The sequence below is a fragment of the Actinokineospora sp. UTMC 2448 genome (genome assembly GCF_024760565.1).
Lineage (GTDB): Bacteria > Actinomycetota > Actinomycetes > Mycobacteriales > Pseudonocardiaceae > Actinokineospora > Actinokineospora fastidiosa.
In genome coordinates, this window is record NZ_CP031087.1 from 5,176,047 (window position 1) to 5,192,446 (window position 16,400).

Annotated in this window: 12 protein-coding genes; 1 reads left to right on the forward strand and 11 read right to left on the reverse strand. The window is 74.0% G+C overall.

What is annotated here, in order from left to right; translation table 11 throughout:
* Positions 1-46 precede the first annotated feature (46 nt).
* From murC to mraZ, 11 genes are all read right to left on the reverse strand, one after another.
* Positions 47-1,447, reverse strand: a complete 1,401-nt coding sequence (murC, locus tag Actkin_RS23545; protein WP_258904300.1) for a UDP-N-acetylmuramate--L-alanine ligase — start codon at positions 1,445-1,447, stop codon at positions 47-49.
* Complete coding sequence (gene murG, locus Actkin_RS23550; RefSeq protein ID WP_258904301.1) at positions 1,444-2,544, reverse strand: undecaprenyldiphospho-muramoylpentapeptide beta-N-acetylglucosaminyltransferase; 1,101 nt, start codon at positions 2,542-2,544, stop codon at positions 1,444-1,446. The genes murC and murG overlap by 4 nt, the downstream gene beginning before the upstream one ends.
* Complete coding sequence (gene ftsW / locus Actkin_RS23555; RefSeq protein ID WP_189211583.1) at positions 2,541-3,953, reverse strand: putative lipid II flippase FtsW; 1,413 nt, start codon at positions 3,951-3,953, stop codon at positions 2,541-2,543. The genes murG and ftsW overlap by 4 nt, the downstream gene beginning before the upstream one ends.
* Complete coding sequence (murD, locus tag Actkin_RS23560) at positions 3,953-5,338, reverse strand: UDP-N-acetylmuramoyl-L-alanine--D-glutamate ligase (RefSeq protein ID WP_258904302.1); 1,386 nt, start codon at positions 5,336-5,338, stop codon at positions 3,953-3,955. The genes ftsW and murD overlap by 1 nt, the downstream gene beginning before the upstream one ends.
* Positions 5,335-6,420 (reverse strand): phospho-N-acetylmuramoyl-pentapeptide-transferase, encoded by a 1,086-nt coding sequence (gene mraY, locus Actkin_RS23565; protein WP_189211585.1) that lies wholly within the window; start codon positions 6,418-6,420, stop codon positions 5,335-5,337. The genes murD and mraY overlap by 4 nt, the downstream gene beginning before the upstream one ends.
* Positions 6,417-7,883, reverse strand: coding sequence for a UDP-N-acetylmuramoyl-tripeptide--D-alanyl-D-alanine ligase (gene murF / locus Actkin_RS23570; RefSeq protein WP_258904303.1), 1,467 nt, complete (start codon positions 7,881-7,883; stop codon positions 6,417-6,419). Before murF ends, mraY begins: the two co-directional genes overlap by 4 nt.
* Positions 7,880-9,430 (reverse strand): UDP-N-acetylmuramoyl-L-alanyl-D-glutamate--2,6-diaminopimelate ligase, encoded by a 1,551-nt coding sequence (locus Actkin_RS23575; protein ID WP_258904304.1) that lies wholly within the window; start codon positions 9,428-9,430, stop codon positions 7,880-7,882. Before Actkin_RS23575 ends, murF begins: the two co-directional genes overlap by 4 nt.
* 85 nt (positions 9,431-9,515) lie before the next feature.
* The gene (locus Actkin_RS23580; protein ID WP_396123005.1) at positions 9,516-11,390 is read right to left on the reverse strand and encodes a peptidoglycan D,D-transpeptidase FtsI family protein; all 1,875 of its coding nucleotides are present in this window, start codon (positions 11,388-11,390) and stop codon (positions 9,516-9,518) included.
* Between the two features lie 594 nt (positions 11,391-11,984).
* Positions 11,985-12,632 carry a cell division protein FtsL gene (locus Actkin_RS23585; RefSeq protein WP_258904306.1) on the reverse strand — a complete coding sequence of 216 codons (648 nt, stop codon included), beginning with the start codon at positions 12,630-12,632 and terminating at the stop codon, positions 11,985-11,987.
* A gap of 593 nt (positions 12,633-13,225) precedes the next feature.
* Positions 13,226-14,179: a 16S rRNA (cytosine(1402)-N(4))-methyltransferase RsmH gene (gene rsmH, locus Actkin_RS23590; protein WP_189211589.1), complete on the reverse strand. Its 954-nt coding sequence runs from the start codon at positions 14,177-14,179 to the stop codon at positions 13,226-13,228.
* A gap of 146 nt (positions 14,180-14,325) precedes the next feature.
* Positions 14,326-14,757 carry a division/cell wall cluster transcriptional repressor MraZ gene (mraZ, locus tag Actkin_RS23595; protein WP_189211590.1) on the reverse strand — a complete coding sequence of 144 codons (432 nt, stop codon included), beginning with the start codon at positions 14,755-14,757 and terminating at the stop codon, positions 14,326-14,328.
* 552 nt (positions 14,758-15,309) lie between these two features.
* Between mraZ and Actkin_RS23600 the strand changes: the two genes are divergently transcribed.
* Positions 15,310-16,398 (forward strand): AAA family ATPase, encoded by a 1,089-nt coding sequence (locus Actkin_RS23600; RefSeq protein ID WP_189211591.1) that lies wholly within the window; start codon positions 15,310-15,312, stop codon positions 16,396-16,398.
* Positions 16,399-16,400: the final 2 nt, after the last annotated feature.

Here is a 16,400-nt window from a genome sequence, read left to right on the forward strand (position 1 = left end):
GGCGCGCCGCGCCGCCGGGCGGCGGCGCGGCGCAGGCCTGGCGGACCTAGTCACCCGTGCGCCGATCCAGCTCGGCGAGCAGCTCAGGGCCCAGCGACGTCACGTCGCCCGCGCCCATCGTCATCACCAGGTCGCCCTCGCGCACCAGGTCCGCGACCTTCGTGATGACCTTGTCGAACGCGGGCTCGTAGTGCACCCTGCCCTCCGGCAGCGGCACCGCGTCGGCGATGAGCGCGCCCGACACCCCGGGCACCGGCTCCTCGCGCGCGCCGAACACGTCCAGCACGACCACCTCGTCCGCCAGCCCGAGGGCGGTGGCGAACTCGGCGGCGAACGCCTCGGTGCGCGAGTACATGTGCGGCTGGAACACCACCACGATCCGCCCCTCCCCCGCGGCGGGGCGGACCGCCCGCAGCTGGGCGTCGACCTCCGTCGGGTGGTGGGCGTAGTCGTCGTAGACCCGGACGCCGCCCGCGCGGCCCTTGAACTCGAACCGCCTGCGCACGCCGCCGAAGGACGCGATGCCCTCCAACATCCCGGACCGGGGGGCGCCCAGCTTCTCCCCCGCCAGCAGCGCGGCCAGCGCGTTGCCCGCCATGTGCTCGCCGGGCACGGCCACGTCCAGGTCGAACTCGTCCGACCCGATCCGCACCCGCGCGACGCCGCCGCCGTCGACGGCCCGGTAGTCGAGCAGCACGGCGTCGTCCTCGCCGAAGGCGCGCCGCCCGTACCGGCGGACCCGGATGCTGTGCGCGGCCGCGCGCTCGGCCAGCGCGGCCGAACCCGGGTCGTCCGCGCACGCGATCAGCACGCCGCCGGGCTCGATGCGCTCGATGAACGAGTCGAACACCGCGACGTACGCCTCGACGGTGCCGTGGTGGTCGAGGTGATCGGCCTCCACATTGGTCACCACCGCGACCGACGGCGTGTAGACCAGGAACGATCCGTCCGACTCATCCGCCTCGGCGACGAAGATCCCGCCCGTGCCGTGGTGCGCGTTCGACCCCGACTCGTTCAGGTCGCCGCCGATGGCGAACGACGGGTCGAGGCGGCAGTGCTGCAGCGCCACCGTCAGCATCGACGTGGTCGACGTCTTGCCGTGCGTGCCCGCGATGCACGCCGACCGCTGTCCGACCATCAGCTCGGCCAGGGCCTGCGCGCGGTGCAGCACCGGCAGCCCGCGCCGCCGCGCCTCCGCCAGCTCGGGGTTGGTCTCCCTGATCGCCGTGGACACCACCACGGCCGACGGGCCGCCCGGCAGCAGGTCCAGGTTCTCCGCGGCCTGCCCGACCGCGATGCGGGCGCCCTGCGCGCGCAGCGACAGGAACGAGCGCGCCTCCTTGGCGTCGGAGCCCGACACCGCCATGCCGCGCGCGAGCAGGATGCGGGCGATGCCGCTCATCCCCGCGCCGCCGATGCCCACCAGATGGGCGCGTTCCAGACTCACTTCCGGTCCTTGAGCGTGTCGAGCACCATGCGGGCGAGGACGTCGGCGGCCTCGCGGTGGCCGCTGCCCTGAGCGGCCGCCGACATCTGCCGCAGCCGGGTCGGGTCGGTCATCATGGGCACCACCAGGGAAGCGACCTTGTCCGCGGTCAGCTCGGCGTCCTGGACCATGAGCGCGGCCCCGGACTTCACCGACGGGCCCGCGTTGAGCGCCTGCTCGCCGTTGCCGTGCGGCAGCGGGACGTACACCGCGGGCAGGCCGACGGCCGACACCTCGGCCACCGTCATCGCCCCGCACCGGCACAGCACCGCGTCGGCGGCGGCGTAGGCCAGGTCCATGCGCTCCAGGTACGGCACCGACGCGTACCGGGGCGCGCCCGGGAACTCCTGCACGGCCAGGGTGTTCTTCGGCCCGTGCGCGTGCAGCACGCCGATCCCGGCGTCGGCGAACGCCTTCGCCGCGCCGGACACCGCGTTGTTGATCGACCGGGCGCCCTGCGAACCGCCGAACACCAGCAGCGTCGGCGCGGTCGGGTGCAGGCCGAAGAACTCCCGCGCCTGCGCCCGCAGCGCCCGCCGGTCCAGCTTGACGATCGACTCGCGCAGCGGGATGCCCACGACCTCGGCATTGGCCAGCCCGGTCCCGGGCATCGCGACGGCCACCCGGTCGGCGAACTTGGCGCCCACCTTGTTGGCCAGGCCGATGCGGGCGTTGGTGTCGTGGACGATGATCGGCATGCGGCCGCGGGCGGCCAGGTAGGCGGGCAGGGCGACGTAGCCGCCGAAGCCGACCAGCACGTCCGCGCCGACGCGGTCGAGCACCTCACGGGTCTGCTTGATCGCCGCGCGCACGCGCAGCGGCAGCTTCAGCAGGTCGACGTTCGGCTTCCTCGGCATGGGGACCGGCGGGATCATCTCCAGCGAGTAGCCGCGGGCGGGGACGATGGTCTTCTCCAGGCCGCGCTCGGTGCCCAGCGCGACGATCCGGGCGTCCGGCCGCAGCCTGCGGACCGCGTCGGCCAGCGCGAGCGCGGGCTCGATGTGCCCGGCCGTGCCGCCGCCCGCGACGACAACGCAGGGACCGGTACCTGAACTCAACGACGTCCTCCTTTGCTGGCGCGCGGGGTCGCGCGGCTTGCCTTCTGCCGGGCCTGCGGCACCCGCTTCGCGGTCACCCCGGTCGGCCGCCCCGAGCCGCGCGGGCGCGCGGTGGGCCGCGCGGGCCTGCGCTTCTTCGGCGGCTGGTACGGGTCCGGCGCGGGCAGGCGCATGATCCTGCCGAAGCGGCCCGGCCCCTGTGAGCGTAGCGCCGACACCGCCTCGGGCTCATTGCGCGCGCAGTTGGCGAGGATGCCGAACACCAGCATCGTCACGACCACGGACGTGCCGCCGGAGGAGATCATCGGCAGGGTGATGCCGGTGACCGGGAGCAGGCCGACGACGTAGCCGACGTTGATGGCCGCCTGCGCGACCAGCCACACCGTCAGCGTCCCGGCGACCATCCTGATCCACGGGTCGATGTTGCGGGTGGCGATGCGCAGGCCCACCACGGCCAGCATGGCGAACAGGCCGAGCACCAGCGTGCAGCCGAGCAGGCCCAGCTCGTCGCCGATCAGGGCGAAGATGAAGTCGTTGTAGACGTTGGGCAGGAAGCTCCACTTGGACGACCCCTGGCCGAGCCCGCTGCCGAACAGCCCGCCGTCGGCGAGCGCGAGCCGGGCCTGGTCGGCCTGGTAGTTGAGCCCCTCGGCGTCATCGCCGGGGTTGAGGAACCCGACGACGCGCTCCAGGCGGTAGTCGGTGCCCACGGCCAGCAGCAGCGCCCCGGCGACCGCACCCAGCAGGAGCGCGCCGAACAGCCGCATCGGCGCGCCCGCGAACCACAGCAGGGCCACGAGCACCACGCCCAGGGTGATGGTGCCGCCGAGGTCGGGCTGCAGCATGATCAGCGCGCACATCAGCAGGGCGACCGGCAGGACGGGGACCAGCAGGTGGCGGTAGCGGTGCAGGACGGCCTTCTTCACCACCAGCACGTGCGCGCCCCACAGCGCGAGCGCGACCTTGCCCACCTCGACCGGCTGGAACGACAGCGGGCCCAGCTTGAACCAGCTGTTGGTGCCGTTGATGTTGGCGCCGAGCGGGGTGATGACCAGGACCAGCAGCACGATGCTGACCACCATCGACGGCGCGCTCCACGACCGGATGCGCGCCAGCGGCAGCCGCACGCCCAGCCAGAACAGGCCCGAGCCGACGACCACGTAGATCAGCTGCTTGAGGAAGACGGTGTAGAGGCCCTTGCCGTCGTCGTAGGACTCCACCGACGACGCCGAGAGCACCATGACCAGACCGATCACGGTCAGCAGCGCGAACACCGCGAGCACCAGGTGGAACGACGCCAGCGGCCTGCCCAGCCACGCCGTCAGCGCGGTGCTCGCCGCGCCCAGCTTCCCGCCGACGCGCACCCCGCGCCCGGCGCGCTTGGGCCTCGGCTGCGCCTCGACGGCCATCACCGGGCCCCGGTGCCGCCGTGGTCCTCCCCGGTGAGCCGCCGGACGGCTTCGACGAACGCCTCGCCGCGGTGGGCGTAGTCGCGGAACATGTCGAGGGAGGCCGCGGCGGGGGCGAGCAGGACGACATCCCCCGGACGGGCCAGGGCGCGCGCCGCGCGGACCGCTGCGATCATGGGCTCATCGTCTCCCGACGGGACCCGCTCGACGGGGACATCCGGCGCGTGTCGCGCCACCGACCCCGCGATGACCTCGCCGTCCGCGCCCATGACGACCACGCCGCGCAGCCTGCCGGACACCTCGCGCGCGAGGTCGTCCACGGTCGCGCCCTTGAGCAGGCCGCCCGCGATCCACACGATCGAGTCGAACGCGCGCAGCGAGCCGCCCGCCGCGTGCGGGTTGGTCGCCTTGGAGTCGTTGACGTAGGTCAGGCCGCCCGCCTCGGCGACGACCTCCGCGCGGTGCCTGCCGGGGGTGAACGCCCGCAGCCCGTCGCGCACCGCGTCCGGGCCCACGCCGTAGGCGCGGGCGAGGGCGGCGGCGGCGAGCGCGTTGGCGACGTTGTGCGGGCCGGGCGGGCGGACGTCGGCGAGCGTGGCCAGCTCGGCGGCCTCGTTGACCGGGTCGTCGGTGAACGCGCGGTCGACCAGCAGGTCCTCGACGACGCCGAGGCCGCCGGGGCGCGGGGTGTCCAGGCCGAACCCGACGCGCTGGGTCTCGACCTCGTGCGCGAGGCGGGTGACCAGCTCGTCGGCGGTGTTGTGGACCGCGTACCGGGCTCCGGTGTAGACGCGCGCCTTGGCGCGGGCGTACTCCTCCAGCGAGCCGTGCCAGTCGATGTGGTCCTCGGCGATGTTGAGGATTGCGGCGGCGTGCGCGCGCATCGACGACTGCCAGTGCAGCTGGAAGCTCGACAGCTCCACGGCCAGCACGCGGTGCCCGGCGAGCACCGCGTCGACCACGGGCAGGCCGACGTTCCCGCAGGCCACGGCGTCCAGACCGGCGGCGAGCAGGATCGACTCCAGCATGCCGACGGTGGTGGTCTTGCCGTTGGTGCCGGTGATGGCCAGCCAGACCGGCGGCTCCGGCATCGTCTCGCCGATCCGCCAGGCCAGCTCGACGTCGCCGATGACCTCGACGGCGGCGTTGGCCAGCAGCGGGCTGTCCGGCCGCCAGCCGGGGCTGGTCACGACCAGCTCCGTCCCGGCGGGCGGCTCGGTGATGGCGTGCGCGGTGCGCACGTCCAGCTCCAGCGCGGCCAGGCGGGCCGCGTCGCCGTCGGCGACGGTGACCTCCGCGCCCAGCGACACCAGCGCCCGCGCGACTCCCGTCCCGGCGACCCCCGCGCCCGCGACCAGGACCCGCGTGCCCGCGTAGAGCGTCACCGGCCGCCGCCCAGGGCGAGCCAGTCGGCGTAGAACAGGCCGAGGCCGAACATCGCGCAGACGCCCGCCAGCAGCCAGAATCTGATGATGACCGTGGTTTCGGCCCACCCGGCGAGCTCGAAGTGGTGGTGGAACGGGGCCATCCGGAACAGCCGCCGCCGGGTCGTGCGGAAGACCGCGATCTGCAGCACCACCGACATCATCTCGACCACGAACAGGCCGCCGATGACGATCATCAGCAGCTCGGTGCGCGTGGCGATGGACAGGCCCGCGACCAGGCCGCCGAGGGCCAGCGAGCCGGTGTCGCCCATGAAGATCTTGGCCGGGGCGGCGTTCCACCACAGGAAGCCGATGCACGCGCCCATGCCCGCCGCGGCGACCACGGCGAGGTCGAGCGGGTCGCGGGTGTCGAAGCAGGCCGCCTCCTGCACCCGGGCGCAGTCGTGGCTGAACTGCCAGAACGCGATGACGACGTAGGTGCCCAGCACCATCGCCGACGAGCCGCCCGCGAGGCCGTCGAGGCCGTCGGTGAAGTTCACCGCGTTCGACCACGCCGACACGGCCAGGTAGCAGAAGACGATGAAGCCGATCGTGCCGAAGGAGACGATCGCGATGTCGCGGACGAACGACAGGTGGTCCGACGCGGGGGTCAGGCCGTTCTCGTCGGGATAGCGCAGCGCGAGGATGGCGAACACGATCGCCACGGCCAGCTGGCCGACCAGCTTCGCGGTCTTGTTCAGGCCGAGGTTGCGCTGCTTGCGGATCTTGATGAAGTCGTCGAGGAAGCCGACCATGCCCAGGCCGGTGGTCAGGAACAGCACCAGCAGGCCGGACGCGCTCGGCGAGTCGTTGCCCTCGCCGAAGGCGTTGAACGCGTGCGCGGCGCCGTAGCCGACCCACATCGCGATAATGATCGCGACGCCGCCCATGGTCGGGGTGCCGCGCTTGGACTTGTGGCCCTGCGGGCCCTCCTCGCGGATCTCCTGGCCGAAGCCCTGCCGGGAGAACACCCGGATCAGGTAGGGGGTCAGGAGGATGGACGCGACGAGCGCGAGCGCCGCCGCGATCAGGATGGACTTCACCGGGTCTCCCCCTGGGGCGACTCCAGCAGCGCGTCGGCCACCCGCCACAGGGCGGCCGACTTGGAGGCCTTCACCAGCACGACGTCACCGGGGGCCAGCTCGGCGCGCAGCAGCGCGACGGCGGCGTCGACATCCGGCACCAGCACCGACTCCTCTCCCCACGAGCCCTCCAGGCTCGCCCCCCGGTGCATGGGCGCGGCCTGCTCGCCGACCACCACCAGGCGGTTGATGTCCAATCTGACGGCCAGCCTGCCGATCTCGTCGTGCGCGGCCACCGACTCCGCGCCCAGCTCGGCCATCACTCCCAGGACGGCCCAGGACCGCCGCCGGTTGCCCGTGCGGGCCATCGCGGCCAGGGTCTTGAGCGCGGCGCGCACCGACTCGGGGTTCGCGTTGTAGGAGTCGTTGACGACCGTCACGCCGTCGGGCCTGGTGATCACCTCCATGCGGCGCGCGGACACGCGGCGGGCGTCCGACAGCGCGCGGGCGGCCTGCTCCGGCGTCGCGCCCGCCTCCAGGGCGACGGCCGCGGCGGAGAGGGCGTTGCCGACGTGGTGCGCGCCGTGCAGGCCGAGGGCGACGTCGGCGGAGCCGTTGGGGGTGACCATGGTGAAGCTCGCCCGCGCCTGCTCGTCGAGGCGGATGTCGACGGCGCGGATGTGGGCGTTCATGGCCTCGCCGACCAGCACGACCCGCGCCCTCGTCCGCGAGGCCATGGCCGCGACCAGCGGGTCGTCGGCGTTGAGCACGGCGACGCCGTCCTCGGGCAGCTTCTCGACCAGCTCGCCCTTGGTCTGGGCGATGCCCTCGCGGGAGCCGAACTCGCCCACGTGCGCGCTGCCGACGTTGAGCACCACGCCGATGCGCGGCGGCGCGACGTCGCAGAGCGCGGCGATGTGGCCGGGGCCGCGCGCGGACAGCTCCAGCACGAGGAAGCGGGTGTCGGCGGTGGCGCGCAGGGCCGTCCACGGGTGGCCCAGCTCGTTGTTGAACGAGCCGGGCGGGGCGACCGTCGGGCCGAGCGGGGTCAGGACCTGGGAGATCAGGTCCTTGGTCGAGGTCTTGCCGGACGAGCCGGTGACGCCGACGACGGTCAGCCGGTCGAGCCGGTCGACGACGTGGCGGGCGAGCCTGGCCAGCCCGGCCAGGACCGCGGCGCCGGAGCCGTCGCGGTCGCCGGTGAGCGCCACCGAGCGGCGGTGCGCCTCGGTGACCGGCGGGACGATCACCGAGGGCGCGTCGACCTCGCGGGCGGCGAGCACCCCGACCGCGCCCTGCGCGACGGCCTGGGCGGCGAAGTCGTGGCCGTCGACCTTCTCGCCCGGCATGGCGATGAACAGCCCGCCGGGGGTGACCCGGCGGGAGTCGAACTCGACGGAGCCGGTGACGGTCTCGGAGCCGTCGGCGTTGTGGAGTCGGCCGCCGGTCGCCTCGGCGACCTCGGCCATGGTCAGCGGGATCATGCGGGCTCTCCCAGGCTGGCGCGGATCGCCGCCTCCAGCTCGTCGCGGTCGGAGAAGGGGTGGACGACGCCAGCGACCTCCTGGCCGGTCTCGTGGCCCTTGCCCGCGACGACGACGACGTCGCCGGGGCGGGCGGCCGCGACCGCGACGCGGATGGCCTCGCGGCGGTCGCCGACCTCGACGATGTCGCCGCGGTCGGGGGCGCTCTCGGCGCCCGCGCGCATGGCGGCGCGGATGGCCGATGGCTCCTCCCCGCGCGGGTTGTCGTCGGTGATGACCAGCAGGTCGGCGCGGCGGGCAGCGGCCTCGCCCATCAGCGGGCGCTTGGCGGTGTCGCGGTCGCCGCCGCAGCCCAGCACGACGATGACGCGGCCCTCGGTGCGGGCGCGCACGGCGTCGAGGGCCAGGGCGACGGCCTCGGGCTTGTGCGAGTAGTCGACGACGGCGGTGAACTCCTGGCCGACGGCGACGCGCTCCATGCGCCCGGGCACGCCGACACCGGCCAGGCCCGCGGCGATGGCGTCGTGCTCGACGCCGACCGCGTCCAGGCAGGCGGCGGCGACCAGGGCGTTGGCGACGTTGAACAGGCCCGGCATGGGCAGCACGACGTCGATCGCGCGCTGGTCGGGGGTGTGGATGCGGAAGGACTGCTCGCCGGAGCGGGAGGTGCGCACCTCGCCCGCGGTCCAGTGCGCCTCGCCGGTGAGGGCGACGGTGACGGTGTCGGGGGTGACCAGGCGGCGGCCCCACTCGCCGTCGACGCAGACGACCTCGGCCCGGGAGCGGCCGTCGAACAGCCGCGCCTTGGCCCGGAAGTAGTCCTCCATGTCGGCGTGGAAGTCCAGGTGGTCCTGGGACAGGTTGGTGAAGGCGCCCACGGCGAACGCCGTGCCGCCGACCCGCTCCAGCTCCAGCGCGTGGCTGGAGACCTCCATCGGCACGTGCGTGACGCCGCGCTCGCGCATGACGGCCAGCAGCGCCTGCAGGTCGGGCGCCTCGGGCGTGGTGAACGCGCTGGCCAGCCGCTGGCCCGCGATGCGGGTCTCGACCGTGCCGATCAGCCCGGTCGTGGCCCCGGCGGCGGCCAGGCCCGCGTCGATCATGTAGGTGGTCGTGGTCTTGCCGGACGTGCCGGTGACCCCGATGACCTTGAGCTCAAGCGACGGCTCGCCGTAGATGTAGGCGGCGAGCGGGCCGAGCGCGGCACGCGGGTCCTCGTGCACGAGCACGGGCACGCCCGCGGCGCGCACGGCGGGCCGGGCGGCCCCGGCGGCGTCGGTGAGGACGGCGACCGCGCCCGCGCTCACCGCGTCCGCGGTGAAGTCGGCGCCGTGCGCACGCGCGCCGGGCAGCGCGGCGAAGACGTCGCCGGGCCGCACGTGCTGAGCGCGCAGCGTGGCGCCGGTGACGGCCACATCGGACACCGCGGGTGCGTCCGGGTCCGGGCGGGCGTTCGCGCGGGTGGCCAAATCGGCCAGCGCGACGGGCGGGATGCGAGTGGGGCGAGGCGGCGCTGTGACTGCCTTGCCGACGAGCTTGGCGGGCACGTCGGGGAGGCTACCCGCGCACGGAGGGCGACCATGCCACCCCTGGTTCCCCGCGCGGGTCCACCGATGAGGTACAACCCGCCGATCACGGCAGCACGAGCGGCACCACCGGGCTGGGCTCGGCCGACAGCGGGATGTTGTAGCGCTGGGCGAGGAACGAGGCCACGTCGTGGAAGAACGGCGCGGCGCTGTGTCCCTCCGGAGTGGAGTACACCGGCCGGTCGTAGACCATGCCCACCACGAACCGCGGGTCGTCGGCGGGCAGGATGCCCGCGAAGGTGACCCAGTACTTGGTGTCGCTGTAGCGGCCCAGCTCCTTGTCGTACTGCTGCGCCGTGCCGGTCTTGCCGGAGATCTGGTAGCCGGTCAGCGCCGCCTTGGGCGCGGTGCCGTCGTCGTAGCCGGGGCCGTCCTGCGCGACCGCGCGGAACATGTCGACGGTGGTGCGGGCGGTCTGCGGGGAGACCACGCGCACGCCCTCCGGGCGCGGCTCCTCGACGCGCGTGCCGTCCGGCTTGATCACCGCCTTGACGATGCGCGGCGGCACCCGGACCCCGTCGTTGGCGATGGTCTGGTACATCCCGGCCATCTGCAGGACGGTCATCGACAGGCCCTGGCCGATCGGCAGGTTGCCGAACGTGCTGCCCGACCACTGGCTCTGCGGCAGCAGCGTGCCCGGGCTCTCGCCGGGCAGGCCGACGTTGGTGCGCTGGCCGATGCCCAGCTTGGCGAGCAGGTCGGCGAAGCGGTCAGGGCCGATCTTGTCGGCCAGGATCAGCGTGCCCACATTGGACGACTTGCCGAAGATGCCGGTCGTGGTCATGTTGATCCGGCCGTGGGTCCAGGCGTCCCCGACGATCCGGTCGGCCACGCGGGTCTGGCCCGCGACGGAGTACACGTCGGTGGGCGTGGTGAGGCCGTACTCGATCGCGCCCATCGCGGTCACGACCTTGTTGACCGATCCGGGCTCATACGGCGTGGTGACGGCGGGGTTCGTCATCAATTTGGGGTCCCAGCCGGACTTGCTCGCGTCGAACGTCTTGTCGTTGGCCAGGCCGTAGACCTCGCCGGTCTTGGCGTCGAGCACGACCACGCTGACCGACTGCGCCCCGCTGCGCTTGGCGTACTCCTCGGCCTTCTGCTGCAGGAAGAACTGCAGGTCGGCGTCGATGGTCAGCTCCAGGTCGGCGCCGTCGACGGCGGGCTGGCGGTTGCGCTCGCTGCCGGGGATGACGACGTTGCCGCCCTCCTTGGTCTCCACGGTGACCGAGCCCGGATTGCCCGACAGCTCGTTGTCGCGCAGCAGTTCCAGCCCGACGAGCCCGTGCAGGTTGTGGTTGGCCTGCTCCGGGTCGTCCATCCGCCAGTTCGCGACGCCGACGATGTTGGCGGCCAGGCTGCCGCCCGGGTACTCCCTCACCGCCCGGTACTCCTCGTTGACCTGCGGGAACCGGTCGGTGATGAGCCGCGCTTTCGCGGGCTCGATGTTGTGGACCAGGTAGACGAAGGACTTGTCGGAGCGCAGCTTCTCCAGCAGGTCGGCCTCGGAGACCCGGCTGCCCAGCACCTCCACCATCAGCCGCGCGAGGTCGGCGGTCTGCTTGTCGTAGTCGAGCTTCTCGGCGCCGGGCTTCTTGTTGTGCTCGGCGATGACCTGACGCTGCGCGCGGGGCCGCCACGCCAGCGACCGCGCCTCCACGCTGAACGCCAACTCGACCCCGTTGCGGTCCACGATGGCCCCGCGCGCCGCCGGGATCGGGATGGTCTCCACCCGCTGCCGCTCCGCCCGCGCGGCGAGCGCCTCGGCCTCGAAGACCTGCACCTGCACCAGCTTCAGGCCCGCCGCCACCAGGGAGGCGATCAGCACGAACCGGGTCACCACGACCCGCACCCGGTGGTCGACGCCGGACGCCCGGTTGCGCACCCGGCGGCCCGGGGGCCGCTGGCCCTTGCCCGCCACCCCGGGGCCGTGGGTGCTCGCGTACCCGTAGCCGGACTTGCCCGATGGAGCGGTGCGCCTGCTCGCGGGCCCGTGCGACCGACCACCGCCGCGCGCGGTCGGGTAACCGGACCTGCTGGCTGCGCCCTGCGGGTATCCCGCCCGGCCCGCGCCCTGCCCACCCTGCTTGCCGACCGGCCCGTCCCCGCGCCCGTACCGCTGCTGGCCCGCCCCTTGACCGCCCGGCTTGCCGCCGCCACGCCTGCCTGCCTGCCCGTCGGCACGCCTACCCGACCCCTGGGCGGCAGGGTTGCTGTCGCCGCGGTTGCCTGTCTGGCCGTAGCCCTGCCCGTCGGCACGCCTGCCCGACGCGCCGGGCTTGCCGTCGCCGCGCCTGGCTGGCTGGCCGTGGCCCTGCTTGCCCGCGGGGGTTCCGCGCTTGGGCGGGGGCACGTCGCCCTGGTCTCGGGGGCCGCCGGTCGGGCCGCGGCCGTCCCAGCCGCTCCTCGGCCTGCCGTCGCCCGAGTCCCACCTGCTCACAACCAGCTCCCCTGCGCCTTCACCCGTGTGCCCGCCGTCGCGCCCGGCGGGGTCCGGTCTTCCGTTCTAAGCAGCTCACGGTGCCTCCGCGCCCGACGTGGGCGGCGGGGTGGGCACCGGCGTGGGCTCGCCGACCACCGACACCTTCCCGTCCGGGGAGACGACCAGCCACGCCGCGTCGCCCGCCGGGACCATGCCCAGCTCGCGGGCGCGCCGGGCCAGCTCGGGGGCCGACTCCAGCCGCGCGACCTCGCGCTGCAGGACGGCGACCTGCTCGGCCAGCCGGTCGGCGTCGGTCTTGGCCCGCTCCAGCCGGTAGGAGTCGACGATGGCCTGCGTGGACAGCCACAGCGTGGCCACGACGCCGACCACCAGCAGCGCCATGATCACCACGACGAACGACGCCCGCCCGGCGCCGACGTCCCCCGGGTCGGCGGCGCGCTGCCGGTCGGGCTTGGCGCGGCGCACGCGCTCGGCGGCGAAGGCCCGCGCCCGCCCCAGCCTGCCGGGCCGGTCGCCGCGCTCCAGCCGGGCCGGGGCCTCGGTGCGGGTGCCCGCGGAGCCGCGCGGCCTGCGCTTGGTGTCACCGCGACGCCCACGCGCGCGGCGCGGCCGGGTCGCGGGCTGGGCCTCCTCCACCACCCGCTCGACGGCCGCCGCACGCTGCGACCGCCGGACCGGGACGTCGGGCTCCTCCACCCGCTGCGACCGGCGCACCGGCACGGCGGGCTCACCGGACCGACCGCGACTTCCGACGGCCTCGCCCGATCGACCGCGGCTCCCAGCGGCCTCGCCCGACCGACCCCGACTTCCCGCGCCCTTGCCCGACCCGCCTCGGCCCTCGGCAAACGCGCCGGACCGGCCGCGGCCCCCCGCGGGCTCGCCCGACCGGCTGCGGCTTCCGGCGTCCTTGCCCGACCGGCCGCGCCCCTCGACAAACTCGCCAGATCGGCCGCGGCCCCCAGCGGCCTCGCCCGACCGGCCCCGGCTTCCCGCGCCCTTGCCCGACCGACCGCGCCCTTCGGCAAACTCGCCGGACCGGCCACCAGCGGCCGCGCCTGCCCCGCCCCGGCTTCCGACGGTCTCACCGGACCGGCCGCGATCCTCCACGGGCTCGTCGGACCGGTCGCGACCGTCGGTGAAGTCGATGGGCTCGCCGGAAGCCGTGCGGGGCTGGGCGGCGTGGGGGTCGTCCTCACGGGGACGCCTGCGGGAGCGGGTGGCCGCCCGTTCCTCCGGCGTGCGTCTGCCCCTGCGGGCGCGCTGACGCGCGGCGACCTCGCCGTCCGGGTCGCTCGGGCGGCGGGCGGGGGCGCTCATGTGTCCTCCCGGGTGCGTTCCGCGGCCCGGAGACGGACGGACTGGGCGCGCGGGTTGGCGGCGATCTCGGTGTCGTCGGCCTGTTCCGCGCCGCGGGTCAGCAGCCGGATGCGCGGGGCGTGCTCGGGCAGCTCGACCGGGAGGCCGGGCGGCGCGGTGGACTTCGCCAGCTCCGCGAGCGCGTGCTTGACGATGCGGTCCTCCAGCGACTGGTAGGACTCCACGACGATGCGCCCGCCCACCCGCAGCGCCGACAGCGCCGCCGGGATGGCCCGGCGCAGCACGTCGAGCTCGCTGTTGACCTCGATCCGCAGCGCCTGGAACGTGCGCTTGGCCGGGTGGCCGCCGGTGCGCCGCGCGGGGGCGGGCACCACGGCGTAGATCAGCTCCACCAGCCGCCCGCTGGTGGTGAACGGCTCCCGGGAGCGCTCGGCCACGACGGCGGCGGCGATGCGCGCGGCGAACTTCTCCTCCCCGTACACCCGCAGGATGCGCGTGAGGTCGCCGTGGCTGTAGGTGTTGAGCACGTCGGCGGCGGTGATCCCGGTCGTCTGGTCCATGCGCATGTCGAGCGGGGCGTCCTGGGAGTAGGCGAACCCGCGCTCGGCGACGTCCAACTGCATCGACGACACGCCGAGGTCGAACAGCACACCGTCCACCCGCGACAGTCCCAGACCGGACAGCGCGTCGGGGAGTCCGTCGTAGACGGTGTGGACCAGGTGCACGCGCGACCCGTGGCGGGCCAGCCGTTCCCCCGCCAGCGCCAGCGCGTCGGGGTCGCGGTCGAGGCCGACCAGCGTCAGCTCGGGGAACGCGGTGAGCAGGGCGTCGGAGTGGCCGCCGAGGCCGAGGGTGGCGTCGACCAGCACCGCGGACGGCGCCGACAGGGCAGGGGTGAACAGCTCGATGATGCGGTCGAGCAGCACGGGCACATGCCGCGGCTCCGTCATCGCCACCCCCTTCTCCTCGCGAGGTCCGCACCGGGTGCCGCCAGGTCCCCGCCCGCTCGTCGGACCTGGCGCCGGGGAAGGTGCGCCAGGGCCGAAAGCGAGCGGACCGAGGCCTCGCGGCACCCGTTCCGTCGTGTTCGGCACGCTCAGAACACGCCGGGCAGGACCTCCTCCCGAGCCTGGGCGTAGCTCTCCTCGTGGTCGTCCAGGTAGGTCTGCCAGGACTGGGCGTCCCAGATCTCCAGCCTGGTGATCGCGCCGATGACCACGCACTCTTTCGACAGCCCGGCGTAACGCCGCAGCTCAGGGGCGATGGTGATGCGGCCCTGGCCGTCCGGCCGCTGCTCGTCGGTGCCCGCGAACAGGTAGCGCTGGTACGCCCGGACCGCCTCGTTGGTCAGCGGGGCCGCGGCGACCTTGCGCGCCATCTCCTCGAACTCCGCGCGCGGGAACACGTAAAGGCAGTGATCCTGACCCTTAGTGACCATGAGCCCACCCGCAAGCGCGTCCCGATACTTGGCGGGCAGTGTCAGCCGCCCCTTGTCGTCCAGCTTCGGGGTGTGGGTGCCCAGGAACATCAGCACTCACCTCCCTGCCGAACCTGACGGATCGGCCGCGGGGACCCCTGCTGCCCCACTGCGGGCCACACTACCCCACTTTTCACCACAGTCAACGCGAATCGCGCGGGTTCCACCCCGGCAAACTCCGCGTTTCCGCAGCTAGACGCCCAGGGGGCGAGGTGGGGGACGCGGTGGGGCACAACCGGGCCGGGTTACCCCGACGCCCCCGGAAACGGCCGTTGACGGCCCGAAACGGCCGCCGATCCGGCAGCCGGGGCGTCGAGTGGGGGACGGTGGGGAAACCCGGTGCGGGCGGATCGGGATCCGCCGGACGGCGTCGCCTGGACGGGTAGCACAGAGTAATCAGTTGACGACGGAGGCAAAGTCCGCTCGTCCGGGCCGGGAAATCCGCACGGACCGCGCGGTTTCCGTTGGGTACTTCGCCCCGGTTTGACACACTCCATGACAGGCTGTCGCGGCCACGGGCGTATCCGCCCGGCAAGCAGCACGGGTTGTGCCGCGGCGACGGCGGAGCCGGAACGAACCGCCGGTCTGCAACCAGGAGGTCGAGTGACGTCTAGTACCCCGCCCACCGCCCTGCCGGGCCACCCCTACGCAGGGCCGGGCCGTGAGGGGACGACCTCCCCGTACGCCACCGACGGGCACAGCCGCTCCGGACTGCAGGACCTGCACGCGACCGTGCAGCGCATCGCCGCCAACGTCGAGCGCGTGCTGGTGGGCAAGCCCGAGGTCATCCGGATCGCGCTGGTCACCCTGCTGGCCGAGGGGCACCTCCTGGTCGAGGACGTTCCCGGCGTGGGCAAGACGTCGTTGGCCAAGGCGCTGGCCCGGTCCATCGACTGCTCGGTCAGCCGCATCCAGTTCACCCCGGACCTGCTGCCCAGCGACGTCACCGGCGTCTCCATCTTCAACCGCCAGACCAGCGAGTTCGAGTTCCGGCCGGGGCCGGTGTTCGCCAACATCGTCGTCGGCGACGAGATCAACCGCGCCTCCCCCAAGACGCAGTCCGCGCTGCTGGAGTGCATGGAGGAGCACCAGGTGACCGCGGACGGGCAGACCTACCCGCTGCAGTCGCCGTTCATGGTGATCGCCACCCAGAACCCGATCGAGATGGAGGGCACCTACGCCCTCCCGGAGGCCCAGCGCGACCGGTTCACCGCCCGGGTGTCCATCGGCTACCCGGACCCGCAGGCCGAGCTGGCCATGGTCGACGAGCACGCTGGCCAGGACGTGCTGCGCACCCTGAAGCCGGTGTCGGACGCCGACCAGGTGCGCTCGCTGATGGAGACCGTCCGCGGCGTGCAGATGTCGCAGGAGGTGCGCCGCTACAGCGTCGAGCTGGTCAGCGCGACGCGCAGGCTCCCGGAGATCCGGCTCGGCGCGTCGCCGCGCTCCACGCTGCACCTGGTGCGCGCCGCGCGCGCCCAGGCCGCGCTGTCCGGGCGCGACTACGTGGTGCCCGACGACATCCACGCCGTGGCCATCCCGGTGCTCGCCCACCGGCTCGTGCTCACCCCGGAGGCGCAGGCGGCCCGCCGCTCCCCCGCCGAGCTCGTCCGCGGCCTGCTCCAGCGGGTTCCGGTGCCGCAGCCGAACCCGGACCGCGGCGGCGCGACCTGGTCCGCCGCCCACCGCTGAGG

What these genes read in the sequence shown, in the direction of transcription:
- murF (WP_258904303.1), bottom strand. Translation starts at nt 7,883, where the DNA reads ATGATCCCGCTGACCATGGCCGAGGTCGCCGAGGCGACCGGCGGCCGA.
- mraZ (WP_189211590.1), bottom strand. Translation starts at nt 14,757, where the DNA reads ATGTTCCTGGGCACCCACACCCCGAAGCTGGACGACAAGGGGCGGCTG.
- rsmH (WP_189211589.1), bottom strand. Translation starts at nt 14,179, where the DNA reads ATGACGGAGCCGCGGCATGTGCCCGTGCTGCTCGACCGCATCATCGAG.
- ftsW (WP_189211583.1), bottom strand. Translation starts at nt 3,953, where the DNA reads ATGGCCGTCGAGGCGCAGCCGAGGCCCAAGCGCGCCGGGCGCGGGGTG.